This window comes from Rhodococcus indonesiensis (assembly GCF_047782815.1).
In the GTDB taxonomy this organism is placed as follows: Bacteria; Actinomycetota; Actinomycetes; order Mycobacteriales; family Mycobacteriaceae; genus Rhodococcus; species Rhodococcus indonesiensis.
On record NZ_CP180630.1, the window covers coordinates 3,857,220 to 3,870,972 of the forward strand.

At 72.9% G+C, this 13,753-nt stretch carries 15 protein-coding genes; 6 read left to right on the forward strand and 9 right to left on the reverse strand.

Annotation, left to right across the window (positions count from 1 at the left end; all coding sequences use genetic code 11):
• Positions 1-31 precede the first annotated feature (31 nt).
• From ACM26Y_RS17540 to ACM26Y_RS17570, 7 genes are all read right to left on the reverse strand, one after another.
• On the reverse strand, positions 32-1,333 hold the full coding sequence (locus ACM26Y_RS17540; RefSeq protein ID WP_003937357.1) for a helix-turn-helix domain-containing protein: 1,302 nt from the start codon (positions 1,331-1,333) through the stop codon (positions 32-34).
• Positions 1,334-1,382: 49 nt separating this feature from the next.
• A complete protein-coding gene (mftG, locus tag ACM26Y_RS17545; protein WP_416061471.1) occupies positions 1,383-2,858 on the reverse strand; it encodes a mycofactocin system GMC family oxidoreductase MftG in 1,476 nt (491 codons plus the stop codon).
• A gap of 5 nt (positions 2,859-2,863) precedes the next feature.
• Positions 2,864-4,252: a mycofactocin biosynthesis glycosyltransferase MftF gene (mftF, locus tag ACM26Y_RS17550; protein ID WP_416061472.1), complete on the reverse strand. Its 1,389-nt coding sequence runs from the start codon at positions 4,250-4,252 to the stop codon at positions 2,864-2,866.
• A complete protein-coding gene (mftE, locus tag ACM26Y_RS17555; protein WP_416061473.1) occupies positions 4,249-4,935 on the reverse strand; it encodes a mycofactocin biosynthesis peptidyl-dipeptidase MftE in 687 nt (228 codons plus the stop codon). The genes mftF and mftE overlap by 4 nt, the downstream gene beginning before the upstream one ends.
• The gene (locus tag ACM26Y_RS17560; protein ID WP_289378804.1) at positions 4,932-5,375 is read right to left on the reverse strand and encodes an SRPBCC family protein; all 444 of its coding nucleotides are present in this window, start codon (positions 5,373-5,375) and stop codon (positions 4,932-4,934) included. The genes mftE and ACM26Y_RS17560 overlap by 4 nt, the downstream gene beginning before the upstream one ends.
• Positions 5,372-5,950 (reverse strand): CGNR zinc finger domain-containing protein, encoded by a 579-nt coding sequence (locus ACM26Y_RS17565; RefSeq protein ID WP_289378805.1) that lies wholly within the window; start codon positions 5,948-5,950, stop codon positions 5,372-5,374. The genes ACM26Y_RS17560 and ACM26Y_RS17565 overlap by 4 nt, the downstream gene beginning before the upstream one ends.
• A 223-nt stretch (positions 5,951-6,173) precedes the next feature.
• Positions 6,174-7,175: an endonuclease/exonuclease/phosphatase family protein gene (locus ACM26Y_RS17570; RefSeq protein ID WP_371383533.1), complete on the reverse strand. Its 1,002-nt coding sequence runs from the start codon at positions 7,173-7,175 to the stop codon at positions 6,174-6,176.
• A 126-nt stretch (positions 7,176-7,301) separates the two neighbouring features.
• Between ACM26Y_RS17570 and ACM26Y_RS17575 the strand changes: the two genes are divergently transcribed.
• A complete protein-coding gene (locus ACM26Y_RS17575) occupies positions 7,302-7,646 on the forward strand; it encodes a YciI family protein (RefSeq protein WP_003937362.1) in 345 nt (114 codons plus the stop codon).
• The gene (locus tag ACM26Y_RS17580) at positions 7,643-8,914 is read left to right on the forward strand and encodes an RNA polymerase sigma factor (RefSeq protein ID WP_416061474.1); all 1,272 of its coding nucleotides are present in this window, start codon (positions 7,643-7,645) and stop codon (positions 8,912-8,914) included. Before ACM26Y_RS17575 ends, ACM26Y_RS17580 begins: the two co-directional genes overlap by 4 nt.
• Positions 8,915-8,983: 69 nt before the next feature.
• Here ACM26Y_RS17580 and ACM26Y_RS17585 read toward each other — a convergent pair whose 3' ends face one another.
• Positions 8,984-9,763, reverse strand: a complete 780-nt coding sequence (locus ACM26Y_RS17585; protein WP_416061475.1) for a hypothetical protein — start codon at positions 9,761-9,763, stop codon at positions 8,984-8,986.
• Between the two features lie 32 nt (positions 9,764-9,795).
• Here ACM26Y_RS17585 and ACM26Y_RS17590 point away from each other — a divergent pair, with 32 nt between their 5' ends.
• Positions 9,796-10,785, forward strand: a complete 990-nt coding sequence (locus tag ACM26Y_RS17590; RefSeq protein WP_416061476.1) for a GNAT family N-acetyltransferase — start codon at positions 9,796-9,798, stop codon at positions 10,783-10,785.
• Positions 10,786-10,801: 16 nt separating this feature from the next.
• Here the strand turns inward: ACM26Y_RS17590 and ACM26Y_RS17595 are convergent, their stop codons facing one another.
• Positions 10,802-11,620: an alpha/beta fold hydrolase gene (locus ACM26Y_RS17595; protein WP_416061477.1), complete on the reverse strand. Its 819-nt coding sequence runs from the start codon at positions 11,618-11,620 to the stop codon at positions 10,802-10,804.
• A 55-nt stretch (positions 11,621-11,675) separates the two neighbouring features.
• On the opposite strand from ACM26Y_RS17595, the gene ACM26Y_RS17600 reads away from it, so the two are divergent.
• The 3 genes from ACM26Y_RS17600 to ACM26Y_RS17610 all read left to right on the forward strand — a co-directional run bounded on the left by ACM26Y_RS17600 (position 11,676) and on the right by ACM26Y_RS17610 (position 13,733).
• A complete protein-coding gene (locus tag ACM26Y_RS17600) occupies positions 11,676-12,299 on the forward strand; it encodes a TetR/AcrR family transcriptional regulator (RefSeq protein WP_416061478.1) in 624 nt (207 codons plus the stop codon).
• Between the two features lie 67 nt (positions 12,300-12,366).
• The gene (locus ACM26Y_RS17605) at positions 12,367-12,720 is read left to right on the forward strand and encodes a GntR family transcriptional regulator (RefSeq protein ID WP_054374136.1); all 354 of its coding nucleotides are present in this window, start codon (positions 12,367-12,369) and stop codon (positions 12,718-12,720) included.
• Positions 12,717-13,733: a DUF1648 domain-containing protein gene (locus ACM26Y_RS17610; RefSeq protein ID WP_416061479.1), complete on the forward strand. Its 1,017-nt coding sequence runs from the start codon at positions 12,717-12,719 to the stop codon at positions 13,731-13,733. Before ACM26Y_RS17605 ends, ACM26Y_RS17610 begins: the two co-directional genes overlap by 4 nt.
• The last annotated feature ends 20 nt before the right edge of the window (positions 13,734-13,753 follow it).

Genomic DNA, 13,753 nt, shown 5'->3' on the forward strand with positions numbered 1-13,753 from the left:
TGGGTTGCAACTACGTTGCGTAGCTACGACCTCAGATGCCGAGCTGCCGGTCCAGCAGCTCGATCCGGGCCTTGACCTGGGCGAACAGTGTCGAGTGCGGATCGAGGGTGGTCAGGTACGCCTCCCATGCCGCGATGTCGTCGCGCCCGTGCACCGAGGCCGTCCACCGCGCGAGCAACTGGGCGTCGCCGGCGCGGAGCAGTGCCGCCTGCACCCGGGCGCGCAACTCGTCCCGGATCTCCTCGACACCGGGCGCGACCGATCCGGGCAGCACCGGCCCGGCGTACAGGCGCACCGCCGTCGCCACATCACCGCGGTCGAGCGCACCGCGGACCTCCGCGACGTCGGTGACGAGTTCGCCCAGGAGACGGTACGGGCGGGAACCGAGACCCTCGGATCCGAACACCTTGCGCAGCCGCGACATCTCGGCACGAATGGTGACGGAGTCGAGCTCGGACTCGTCGAGCAGCACCGCAAGCCGGTCCGAGCTCAGACCCTCGGGATGCTCGGCGAGCAGCAGGAGGATCTCGGCATGCCGCTGCGAGAGCGGAATCCGCTCGCCGTCACGGTGCAGCGTGGGCCGGCCGGACCCGAACGTGTCGAGGCTCGTCCGAGCGGCCGACAACAACCGCGGGGAGCTGAGCAGGTGCAGTCGCAGCTCCGACTCGGCGGCGGCGACCGTGGCCCGCACGAGTTGCAGCACCTCCGGTGCGGCGACACGCAGACCGCCGGTGATGTCGATGGCACCGAGGATGCGCCCGGTGCTCGGGTCGTGCACCGGCGCGGCCGAGCAGCTCCACTCGTGCACGGTGCGGTTGAAGTGCTCGGCGGCCACGATCTGGACCGAGTGGTCGACGGCGAGCGCGGTGCCGGGCGCGTTGGTGCCCACCCGCTCCTCGCTCCAGTCGGCCCCCTCGACGAAGCTCATCGACAGCGCCCGGTCGCGGGCCGCGTGGTCGCCTTCGACCCACAGCAACCGGCCCTGCTCGTCGCTGATGGCCACGAGCAGCCCACTGTCGGCGGCGTCCTCCACGAGCAGCTTGCGCACGACGGGACGGATCAGCGCCATCGGGTGCCCGGCCCGGTACCGCTCGAGATCCAGGCCGGTGAGCAGGCTCGGCTGTTCGACGGCGTCGGGACTGATCCCGTTGCGGCGGCTGCGCAGCCAGGATTCGCGCACCACCGAACGCACGGAGGCCGGCACGACCGACGCGTCGGCCGCATCGAGGAACGAACTGTGCGCCGACGACACGCGTTGCGCCAGCTGCGACGGGTCGTCACCGGGCCGCAGCGCCACCCAGGGGTTGGCCGAGCCGGATCGTTCGTCGGTCATGCGGTGCTGCTCATCTGCCGGTTCCTCCTCCGGACAACTGTAACCCGAGTCACAAGTCGGTCCGGGTGCCCACCCGCTCCGCCAGCATCACTGCCGTCGCGTGCGGTCCGCGGCCGGGCACCTGCGGGAACACGGACGTGTCCACGACGCTCAGTGCCTCGGTGGTGTGCACCCGGCATCGGTCGTCGACGACGGCCGTGTCGTCGGTGCCCATCCGGCAGCTCCCGGACAGGTGCAGCGACGTCCCGAGGTGTCGTTCGAGCCACGCGTCGTCGGGGTCGAACGCATCGGGATCGAAACCGGTCCGGTCCACGACCTCCGGCATCGCCGCGAGCAGCTGCGCGGCGTGCGCGACCCCGTGGCGCAGGTCGGCACGGTCGGCCGGGTCCTCGAGGTAGCGGTAGTCCAGCAGCGGCGACCGCGTCGGGTCGGCCGGATCGAGGCGGATCGTGCCGCGGCTGCGGGGACGGGTCAGCACCACTCCCAGCACGGGATCCGCGACGCCGCTGCCGGGGACGGACGCGGCGAACGGTGCGGTGTAAGGGCGCATCTCGAGATTGCCGGTGTGCAGGACGACCTGCAGGACCGGGGCCGGTCCGGGCTGCGGGACGCGGTACCGGTAGGGGACGGCGATCTCGGGATGGTCGGTGAAACCCGTCCCGACTCCGGGAATCTCGATCCGCGGGGTGATGCCGTGGCGGGTGAGCTCGGCGCCGTAGCCGATTCCGGAGAGCATGAGCAGTTGTGGGGAGCCGATCGCACCGGCGGCGAGCACCACGTGGCCGGCGTCGACGGTCTCGCCGTCCTCGGTCTCGACGCCGACCGCGCGCGATCCCGAGAGCACGACCCGGCGCACGCGGGTTCCGGTGCGTACGGTCAGATTCGGCCGGGTCAGGGCGGGCAGCAGGTACGCGTGGGCGGGACCGACGCGCATCCCGTTGCGGATGTTGAGGGGGACGCGGCCCACCCCGTCCGGTCCGGGCGCGTTCAGGTCGTCGACACGACGGTGCCCGGCGGCGAGCGCCGCGTCGTGGAACGCGGAACCGACGGGGTGCAGTTGTGCCCACGGCGTACGGGCGACGGGCACGGGACCGGTCGCGCCGTGCCAGCGACGGTGCACACCCGTCCCGGCGTCGGCATCGGTTTCGGTGGCGCGGAAATGCGGCAGCACCCGATCGAACGACCAGGACGGTGGCCAGGCTTCGAAGTCGTCCGGGCGGGCCCGCACGAAGTACGCCCCGTTCACTGCGCCGGACCCGCCCAGCACCCGGCCGCGGGCGACGACGGACGGGCGACGCCGAGTAAGCCGGGCCGGGTAGGTGCAGGTCCACTGGCTGTCCGGCCCGACCGGCAGGACGGTCGCATCGAGCACCGCGGGCGGAGTGCCCGGAGTCGAGCGGTAACCCGGACCGGCCTCGAGCAACAGGACCGTCCGGTCGGGGTCCTCGCTGAGCCGGGCTGCCAGCACGCAGCCGCAACTGCCGCCGCCCACGACGACGACGTCGGCGTACGGCGGCGCGGACACCCCGCTCAGCCCTGGATGCGGGGCGCGAGCGCCGCCGGATCCCGGGCGACGACCGCACCCCACCAGAGGCCGGCGCCGTAGGCGATGTCGTCGAGACGCTTGTAGAACACGTAGCGCAGGGGGTCGAGACCGCCGTCCTCGCGGTGGCCGTACCAGTCCCACAGCCCCTCGGCGACGGCGAAGCCGAGGACCGCGCGACGCACCTTCGGCGAGATCACGGCGGCGACGAACGTGACCGGCCAGTAGTGCCGGCACAGCGCGGAGGCGACCTGCCACATTCCGCCCGCGAAGCCCTGCGCGGTGAGGACCGCCGCGATCCGGGTCGGCTGGTCGAGTTCGGCGAACATCCGGCGCAGGCGGAGCATCGTCACCGACAGCGACGCGACCGCGCCGACCGCGCCGAGGCGGGTGCGGCTCGCGGCGGCCACGCACGCGAACAGCATCGACCCCGACATCGACATGGTGGGCACCGAACCGCGGTGCCGGCTCGCGAGAGGCGCCGCACCGGTGCCGTAGAAGGCCTTGCGGGTGAACCACTTCCGGAACCCGACGCGGTGGTCGTGGGCCACGTGCGCGACCGGTTCGTAGCGCAGCCGCCAGCCGGCCTCCTGCAGCCGCCAGCACAGGTCCACGTCCTCGGCGACGTGCATGGTCTCGTCGAATCCGCCGGTCGCGGTGAGCACGTCGCGGCGGACGATGATCGCCGCGCTCGGTACGTACGAGACCGGGCTGCCGGACTTGACGGCGGCCTCGCGGCGGCCGAGATCGAGCGACGAGCGCGCGTGTTCGTAGCGTCCCAGGGCGCCCTTGTCGGGCTCGAGCGCGACGACGCGCGGGGCCACGAGCGCCACCGCCGGATCGGAGAAGTGCCCGAGCATTACCTCGAGCCAGCCCTTGCGCGGCACCACGTCCGAGTCGAGGAAGGCGACGAACGGCGTCGTGGCGGCGCGCAGTCCGGTGTTGCGTGCCGCGGCCGGGCCGCGGGACCGCTCGTGCCGCAGCACCCGGACCGAGTCCCTGTCCGGGACGGGCAACGGGACGTCGGAGCCGTCGTCGACGACGATCACCGTCAGGCCCTCCACGGCGGCCAGCAGGCGTTCGAGCCCGGCCGGGTTGTTCTTCACGGGAATCACGACGGTGACCTCGGAGGTGGCGGGCAACGCGGTGGGACGGGGGTTCCCGACGCCCGAGTCGAGCAGGCGGCGCGCCACGACGGCGGTCTGCGAGTCGACGACCTTCACGTAGCCGTCACCGATCATGGCCGCGGCGGCGGGGGCGAGCTTGAGCATGCGGGTGGGGGAGCCGCCGATGAGGACGCGACCGTCGGAGTAGGCGCGCACCCGCGGATCGATACGGACGCCGAATCCGTCGGGCAGTCGGGCCGTGCTCGTCAACGGAGTCTTCCTTTCGCATCCGGCTCCCACCGGGTCGTCTGTGCCGCCGCTCGATCGACGAGTTCGGCGAACCATCGTGCCCCCTGCGCTGCGCTCGCGGGCGTCGGATCCCCCAGCACGCCGTTCGCGGACACGGCGACGATACCGCCCGCGCGCATTCGTGGCATCAGGTCGGTGAGGGTGCCGGTGTTTCCCTTCTCGGCACGGGCGGTGTCCACCACGTGCGGATCCAGATGCAGCAGCAGGCTGGTCTCGGTGACGCCGGCATGGGCGTCGCCACCGGGAACGGCGAACGGCAGCCATGCCACGTCGCGGCCCTCGTACCGCAACCGGGACACCGCCCTGGCCAGTGCGGGCACATTGCCGCCGTGCCAGTTGACGAACAGCAGGCGCGCGGCCCACCGGCACACCGAACGTCCGTATTCGACGAAGACGGTCTCCATCGCCTCGGCGCCGAGCGAGACGGTGCCGGGGAAGCCCTCGTGCTCGCCGCTGGCCCCGTACTCGAGGGCCGGCGCGACGAACACACCCGGCAGGGCGGCCGTCAGCGCCCGGGCGATCCGGGTGTCGGTGTCGAGCGGAAGGTGTGGCCCGTGCTGTTCGAGCGCGCCGACGGGAACCGCGACCGTCGCGCGGCCCGGTTCGAGGTCGGGCCAGTAGGTGGTGGCGAGGTCGCGGGTCACCGGTCCGATGGTAGGGGTGCACCCTTCGGGTCGCCGCCGGCAGTGGCGAGTGCGCGCTCGACCCGGGCCATCGCCCCCTGCCAGTGGGCGCGCTGAGCAGCGCGTTCGTCCGGGCCGGCCAGGCGCTCCTGATGGAAGCGGAGCACGGTGCCGCGCGGCGCGGTCGAGACGGCCACCTGCACGGTGCTGTCGTGGTTCCAGGCCGCGGGCTGCCAGGTCAGGCGCACCCGGTCCCTCTCGTGGCGGCTACGCAGCTCCCCCGTGACACCGTCGTCGCTGCGCCACTCGGCGCCCGGGACGAGCGGGACCGTCGCGCCGGGGCCGAGCCACAGCTCGGGTGTGCCGACGAGCAGCCGCCACACCGCGTCGATCGGATGCGGCAGGGTCTTCGAGACCCCGATCTGCCATCCGGCGTCCTTCGTCTGCCCGACCGCCATCATTTCTCCTTCTTCCGATGGGCACGGACCTTGTCACGGTTGCCGCACCGCGCCATCGAGCACCAGCGCCGCGTTCCCGCGCGGGAGGTGTCGGCGAAGACGATGGCGCAGTCGTCGGCGGCGCACCGCTTGATGCGCTCGGCATACGGGCCGGTCAGCAGGGTGATCGCGTCGCGGGCCAGCGTCGAGAGCACCTGACTGCCGGTGACGGGAGTGACCACGCCGGGCGGGCGCAGCTGCGGGGCGATGTCCGGGCGGGCGGCGGCCGCGTCGAGGGCGGCGCTGTCGGCGGCCGTCGGTCCGTCTCCGTCCGCGGACCGGTTCGCGGTGCGCCACAACACCTCGCGTAGCTCCTTGGTGGGGATCAGATCCTCGGCGGTGACGTCGACCGCCACGGCGGCGTCGGCCTGTCCGAGCAGGTGCGTCGCGACCCAGCGCGCGAGGTCGCCCGGGGCGTGCAGTATCTCCCACCGGGCCCGCTTCCCCTCGCCGCCGGTGTAGAGCAGATCCAGGCACGGCGCTCCGGTGTCGACGACGAACTCGGTGCCCTCGGCGGAGCGCATGTCGACCGGACTCATGTAACCATTCTAACCGGTTACACATCCTTGCGACGAGTTTTCGTCCGTTCGGCGGTCGGTACGAACAGAATCGACACACCGCGAGCGAAAGGCAGGCCGATGAGCAGGCTGCTGTACTCGGCGACCGTGTCGGTCGACGGATTCACCGCCGCGCTGGAACGTCTCGGCATGACCGGGGGCCCGTTGCGACGGACATCCGGCTGCGGGTCGTGCGGTGAGAACGCTATCCGCCGGCTCCGGAACTCTCGTCGCCGGACGGCGGCGGGAGCTGGACGGCGGCGACGAGACCGTGATGATCGGAACCCGGGAGTTCGATCCGGTCGAGGGAGATCGCCGTGGCGCCCCGGGTGAGGATGTGATCGATCCCGACGACGGCCGGGTAGCGGCGGTCCGCCGGATACGTCGGCACGAGCCCGCCGCCGACCCGGTCCGCGGCGAGCACGTACCCGGAGTCGAGGAGGTCGCGGAAGCGGGTGTGCGAGTACGTCGCGTTGAAGTCCCCGCTGACCACGACCGGCGCCGGGCCGGTCACCGACTCGAGTTCCTCGTCCAGGCGTTCGAGCTCGGCCGCCCACGCCGGAGCAGGTGTCAGGTAGGGGGGCGCGGGATGCACGGCGTACAGAATCAGCGGCCGCCCGGGGCCGGTGTCCAGAACCGCGGTCAGGTTCGTCGGCCCGAACCCGTCGAGCGTGCGGCCCGCCGAGAGGGGAAACCGGCTGTAGATCCCGGCGCCCGCACCGCCGGTCGGCGTCGGGGCGAGGAAGCGGTGCGGAAGCAGGTCGTCGAGCCCCGCGACCTGCAGCGCGGCCGCCGCGTCCTCGGTCAGTTCCTGCACGGTCAGGACGTCGACCCGCCGCTCGCGCACCGTCCGGACCAGCGCATCCGGATCGGCCTGCCCGACCATGAGATTGGCCTGCATCACGTGGATCGTGGGACCGGAAGTCGAGGCCGGCCGGTCACCCCGGACGCCAGGCACGTACAACGGTCCCAGGGTCCAGGCTCCGGCGGCGACGACGACGAGCGCCGAGGCCAGCAGAACCGGGCGCCGGGCGAGCGCGGCGACGACCGCACCGGCCGCCGTCCCGAGCAGCAGATACGGCCCCAGCGACGCCCACGCGATCACGGCGTTGCTCTCCACGTCCGTCGCGGAGGCGATCAGCGCGGTGAGCCCGAGCACCGTCGCGACGATCGAGACGAGGGCGGCGAGCCGTCGCGGCACACTCATGGATTCCTCCCCCCCTCGCATTCACGGGAACGTACCGTCGCCCTGTCGATCCGCGCGTGTCCCGTTCGTCGTCATGTCGTACGGCAACCCTGCCGCACGGCACAACCACCCACGGAAGGGCTCCCCATGAAGTACATGATGCTGATCAACGCCGCATCGGCCGAGGCGGGCGACCAGTGCACCGTCGAGGAGTGGATGGTCTTCGACAAGGAGATCCAGGAGGCCGGAGTCGTCGTCGCCTCGGAATCGCTCGCAGACCTGACCACCGCGACGACCGTGCAGGTCGGTCCCGACGGGGCACGTTCCGTCACCACCGACGGACCGTTCGCCGAGACGCGCGAGGTTCTCGGCGGCTTCTACGTCGTCGACGTGCCCGACCTCGACGTCGCGCTGGACTGGGCGGCTCGCTGCCCCGGAGCGCGCGGCGGCGGATCCGTCGTGGTGCGGCCGATCGCCGACTTCGGGCAGTGAGCGCGACGGACGGGCCGGGCGCCGGCGCGCGGGTCGACGCGGCCGTCGAAGCGGTGTTCCGGGAGGAGCGGGGACGGTTGCTCGCCGCCCTCGTGCACCGCTTCGGCGACCTCGACCTGGCCGAGGACGTCGCCGGTGAGGCGATCGAAGCGGCGCTGGTGCACTGGCCCGTCCGGGGCGTGCCGGCCAAGCCGGGGGCCTGGTTGCTGACGACGGCGCGGCGCAAGGCCGTCGATCGGCTCCGGCGGGATCAGGCCTACGCCGCCCGGCTGGCCGTCCTGCAGGTGGATTCGGATCGGGCGGCCCATTCTCCCGTCCCCGAGGCCGGCAGCGACGTGCCCGACGAGCGCCTGCAGTTGTACTTCACCTGCGCCCACCCGGCGCTGGCGGCCGAGGACCGGGTGGCGTTGACCCTGCGGTGCCTGGCCGGGCTCGGGACACCCGAGGTGGCGCGGGCCTTCCTGGTCCCGACCGCGACGATGGTGCAGCGGATCGTGCGGGCGAAGAAGAAGATCCGGCAGGCCCGCATCCCGTTCCGGATGCCCGACCGGGACGAACTGCCGGAGCGGCTGCCGGGCGTACTGCAGGTGCTGTACTCGATCTTCACCGAGGGGTACGCCGCGAGTTCCGGACCGGACCTGCAGCGCCTCGACCTCGCCGACGAGGCGATCCGGCTGGCCCGGATCCTGCACCGGCTGCTGCCCGGTGAGCGGGAGGTGACCGGGTTGCTCGCTCTGATGCTGCTGACCCACGCGCGGCGCGACGCCCGGACCGGCCCGGAGGGCGAGGTCGTTCTGCTCGCGGATCAGGACCGCGCACGCTGGGACGGCGCGCTCGTCGCCGAGGGCACCGCTCTCGTGCCCGTGGCACTGACCGGTGGCCCGCCCGGCCCGTACGGGGTGCAGGCCGCGATCGCCGCGCTGCACGACGAGGCCGCCGACGTCGCCTCCACGGACTGGCCGCAGATCGTCGCGCTCTACGACGTCCTGACCACCCTGACGCCGACTCCTGTCGTCGCGGTCAACCGCGCCGCGGCCGTGGCGATGCGTGACGGCCCGGAGGCCGGTCTGGTGCTGCTCGACGCCCTCGGGGACGAGCCCCGGCTGCGCAGCTACCACCCGTATCTCACGGCCCGCGGGGAGCTGCTGCACCGGCTCGGCCGCGACGACGAGGCCGCCGTCGCCTACCGGCGGGCACTCGAGCTGGCCGGAACCGAACCCGAACGCGCGCACCTGCGCCGTCGTCTGGAGGAGACGGGCCGGTCGTGACGCGGGCCGATTCGCGGTGTCGTCGCCGCCTCGGCCGAGCGGCTCCACACCCGTCGGCCGGCACCTCGGTCAGTCGCCGAAGCCGCTGCGGGCGGCCCAGCCCGACGTGGCGAACGACCGTCGCAGGGCGGCGCGCAGGTCTGCCGCTCCCGCGAGTTCCGTCATCACGGACCGATACTCGTGCGGTGGGCGGCCGACGAGCGCCGCGACGGCGGCACAGTCGCGCAGCAGCGTGCCGAACAGCACCTCCTGGGTCTGCAGCGGGATCGGCGGTCCCCCGGGCGGCGCGAGGGTGCCCCACTTCGAGACGTACACGTCGAAGCTCACCGGCCGCCCTCCCCCGTCGATCTCGAGGACGCACTCGTCCGCGGTCACGGTACGGCGCGTGTAGTTCGGCTCCGTCGCGTCGAGGCACGCGAGCTGGTCCCGGTCGAGCAGCGACGCGAACACCGCGGTGCGGGCCCCCGGCCGGCGGAACGCGGTCGCCGCGACGTAACCGGCGACGCTGACGTGGGCGCTGTGCCCGACCGCCATGCCCGTCACCGTCGCGCGCAGGAACGGCACGGTGGGGTCGACGTCTCCGGCGGTCAACTTGCGCGCCACCACTGCGGGACAGGCGTTGGACCCCACGGCGACGACCAGACGCCGGTCCCGGACGCCGCCGACGCCGGCGGCCCGGAGTGCGCCGTCGACGGTCGCGGCGGGCCGGCGGGTGCTCGCACCGACCTCGGCGCGAGCACGTGCGCGGTAGTAGCCGTCGCGGGTGAGCAGGCCCGTTCCCGGCGCGGCGGGTCCGGGGTAGAGCCACGGAGCAGCCACGAAGTCCACCCCGCCGTCGACGGTGCTCATGCTCCCAGTATTCCGCGCGCTAGCCTGCGGGCGTGCACATCGAACCGCGTTCCCTCGACGACGCCGCGGTGCAATCCCTCGTCGACGAGGTGCAACTCGAATACGTCCGCCGGTACGGCGGTCCCGACCACACGCTTCTGCGCCCGCAGGAGTTCGATCCACCCCACGGCATCTTCCTGCTGGCGTCGCTGGACGACGTCCCGGCCGGTATCGGCGGATGGCGGGAACGGAACTCGGCTCACCCCGGGCTGCGCGACGGCGACGCCGAGATCAAACGCATGTACGTGCGCGCGGGCCTGCGCCGACGGGGTGTGGCGCGACGGATCCTGGCCGAACTCGAGCGCACCGCCGCCGAGGCGGGCCGGCGCCGCATGGTGCTCGAGACCGGCACCGAGCAGCCCGAGGCGCTCGCGATGTACGCGGCGTCCGGGTACGTTCCGCTGGCCGAGCGGTTCGGCAGGTACGCCTCCTCGGAGTCGTCGCTGTACTTCGCCAAGGACCTGCCGCCGCGAGACGACCGCATCCGTCCGGCAGCCGAGGCTGACCTGCGGCTGCTGCAGGACATCGAACGTGCGGCCGGGCGGGCATTCGCCGGGCTCGGCATGGACGCCGTCGCCGACGACGCGCCGCCCACGCTCGCGGAGCTGCGCGCGTACGTGACCGGCGGGCGCGCGTGGGTGGGCACCGACGGTGACGACCGCCCGGTGGCCTACCTGCTCGCCGAGGTCGTCGACGGCACCGCTCACGTCGGACAGGTGTCGGTGCATCCCGAGCACGCGCGCCGCGGGCTCGGGCGGGCCCTGATCGATCACCTCGCGACCTGGGCACGCGTTCGGGCGCTGCCCGCGCTGACACTGACCACGTTTGCCGACGTGCCGTGGAACGGTCCGTACTACCGGCGGCTCGGCTTCGAGTTCGTGCGCGACGACGACGTCGGTCCGGGCCTGCGCCGGATCCGTCGCGAGGAGGCCGCCCACGGTCTGGATCGGTGGCCGCGGGCGGTGATGCGACGCGAACTGTGAACGGCGCCGGCCGAGGTCACGTGTACCCCGGCACCGACGCCGCCCAGAATCGCCGAACCAGGTCCGTCGTCTCGGCGGGCGCTTCGAGCGGGACGAGGTACGCGGCGCCGTCCACGACGGCGCACGAGGCGTGCGGCACCAGGCGGCTCGCCGCGCGCGCCTGCTCCAGCGTCCACCCCTTGTGGTCACTGCCGGTGACGAAGAGGGTCGGCACCGGCAGCCCGGGCAGGCGACCGGTCAGATCGGGGCGGTGCAGCGAGATGGAGACGACCGCGTTGCGCAGTGCCGCCCGGTCGGCGCGGACGAGGCAGTCCTCGACGAGGGCGACCGCCTCCGGATCGCGTTCCCTCGTTGTGGCGGACAGCAATACGTTCGTCACCCCCGAGCGGATGAAGCCGACGGGGCCGAGCATCCGGTGGGCGGAGAGGAGGAATACCGTGCGTGCGCGCTCCGCCCGGTTCAGTGCCTGGACGGGCGTCCCCAGCGTCACCAGGGTCCGGCACCGCGATGGCGCGTCGGTCGCGAAGACGATGCCGACGTGGCCGCCCCAGGCGTTGCCGACCCAGTCGACGGGTTCGTCGACGCCGAGTTCGTCGAGTACCGTTCCGGCCGCCGCAGCGCATTCGGTGGTGGTGTAGCGCCGGCCGGGATCCTCGCTCGCGCCGTGCCCCGGACCGGTGATCGACACGACCCGCCGTTCGGTCGACCACTCCTCTTCCACTCGGCCCCAGGATCTTTCGTCGACGAACAGGCTGTGCCACAGCACGGCGGGCGGGCCCTGCCCCCGCACCCGCACAGCCAGCGAGCCCACTCCGGTCGAGATCTTCCGCGTCATGGTCGTCACCGCCTCCGGTGTCCGGTTGACACTGTCAAGTGTTATGGTCCTCCCCATGGTTGACACTGTCAATGCGGCCCCGGGTGCGGGACGGCCGGGCGAGGGCCTCGACGAACGCCTGCTCCGGACCGCGCTCGAGCAGTTGCGCGAGGAGCCCGCGGAGCGACTCAGTCTGCGCCGGGTGGCGCAGCAGCTGGACGTGAGCCACCAGGCGCCCTACGTGCACTTCGGCACCAAGCGCCGGTTCCTCGCGGCGGTGGCCGGGACCGGACTGCAGCAAGCCGCGGCGAGGGCCGCCGCCGCCGTCGAAGCCGCGGGCCCCGATCCCCTGCACCGGCTCCACGCCCTCGCCGGCGCCTACGTGCGCTTCGTGCGGGACAGCCCGCACGTGCACGACCTGGCCTACGGACCCACGGTCGGCAAGGCCGACCATCCCCGCCTGCAGCAGGCCGCGGCCGACTACTGGGAGTTGCTGCACGACACCGTCTCGGCCTGCCAACCCGCGGGCATCGACGAAGCCGACGTACTGTGCCGGTGCGCGGCCGCGTGGGGCACCGTCTACGGCATCGCCCGGTTGGCCGCACTGCACCAGATCCCCGCCTCGGTCCCCGCCGACAGGGACGCGCTGCTGCACGAGGCCCTCGACATGCTCCATCGCGGATGGCAGGCCCGCGACTGACCGCCCTGCCCGCGACCCGGCAGGTAACCGACTTGTTCTATTTCAAATAGAACAATATGCTGGTGTCGTGCTCATCAGACTGGATCCGAACTCGCCGGACCCACTGTTCGTGCAGCTGGCCGCGGCCGTGCGCGGCGCGGTGGCCCGCGGCGAGGTCCGGGCGGGCGAGCGCCTCCCCGGCGCACGCGACCTGGCCGCCTCGCTCGGCCTCAACGTCCACACCGTGCTGCGGGGCTATCAGCAACTGCGCGACGAAGGCCTGGTGGAGCTGCGTCGCGGACGCGGTGCGGTCGTTACCGATCGCGCCGAAACTGGTTATGCCGCTGTTCATTCCGCCGTCACTCAGGTCGTCGCGCACGCCAAGCGCGTCGGCCTGAGCGCCGACGGCCTCGTCGACCTGATCAGAGCGGAGTACAGATGACGAACGATCCCGGCACCGGCCGGCGACCAGCCGGCCGCATCCTCCTCACCTCCACGGTCGCCCCGCTGGCCGTCGCCGCCGCGGGCGCACTCGTGCTCCGGAACTGGCGTGCGCAACTGCCGGATCCGATCGCGACACACTGGAACCTCGACGGCGCCGCGGACGGATTCGCCGGACTCCCCGCGACGATCGCACTGGTACTGGGGTTCGGTGCGCTGTTCGCCGCTCTCGGTTTCGGTCTCAGCCGGGCTGCCGCCGCCGACCCCGCCCTCACCCGCGCGGTCGCCGCGACCGTCACGGGCACCGTCGCTTTCGTGACCACCCTGATCGTGCTGGCGACCGGCTCGCAACGGGGTCTCGCCGACGCCGCCGCAGCCGCACCCCCGGGGACGTCGCTTCTCGCCGCGCTCGGCGTCGGCTTCGCCCTCGGGGCCGGCGCCGCCGCGGCGATACCGCGGTGGTCGCGTGGACCCGCCGCTCCCCCGGCTGCGGAGGCACCGCGAATTCCCGTCGGCACAGACGAACTCGTGGTGTGGACCCGCTCGGTGGCCACCGGCAGCGTCACGACGAGCGTGCTGGTCGCGGCGATCGGCCTCGTCGCCGCGATCGGCGTGCTCACCCGGCTGTGGATCCTGCTGGGCCTGGCCGTGCTGCTCGCGGTGCTGGTGGCCGCAACCTGCTCGATTCGCGTCACCGTCGACGCCCGCGGGGTCACCGTCGCGGGACTGTTCGGGTGGCCGCACCTGCACACTCCGCTCGGTGACATCGCCTCCGCCTCCGTCACCGACGTGGCACCGCTGAGACACTTCGGTGGCTACGGATACCGCATCGCGGTGCTCGGCCCGCTGCGCGGTGCACGAGGGTTCGTCCTGCGCGGCGGCCCCGCCCTGGTGCTGCACCGGCGCGACGGCGTGCGCACCCTGGTCGTGGTCGACGACGCCGCGACCGCCGCCGGACTCGTCAACAGTCTGACGGAGCGGGCGGGCGGCGCAAGGACTGATCCGACCCGCTGAACCCGGGCGGGAGGACCGCG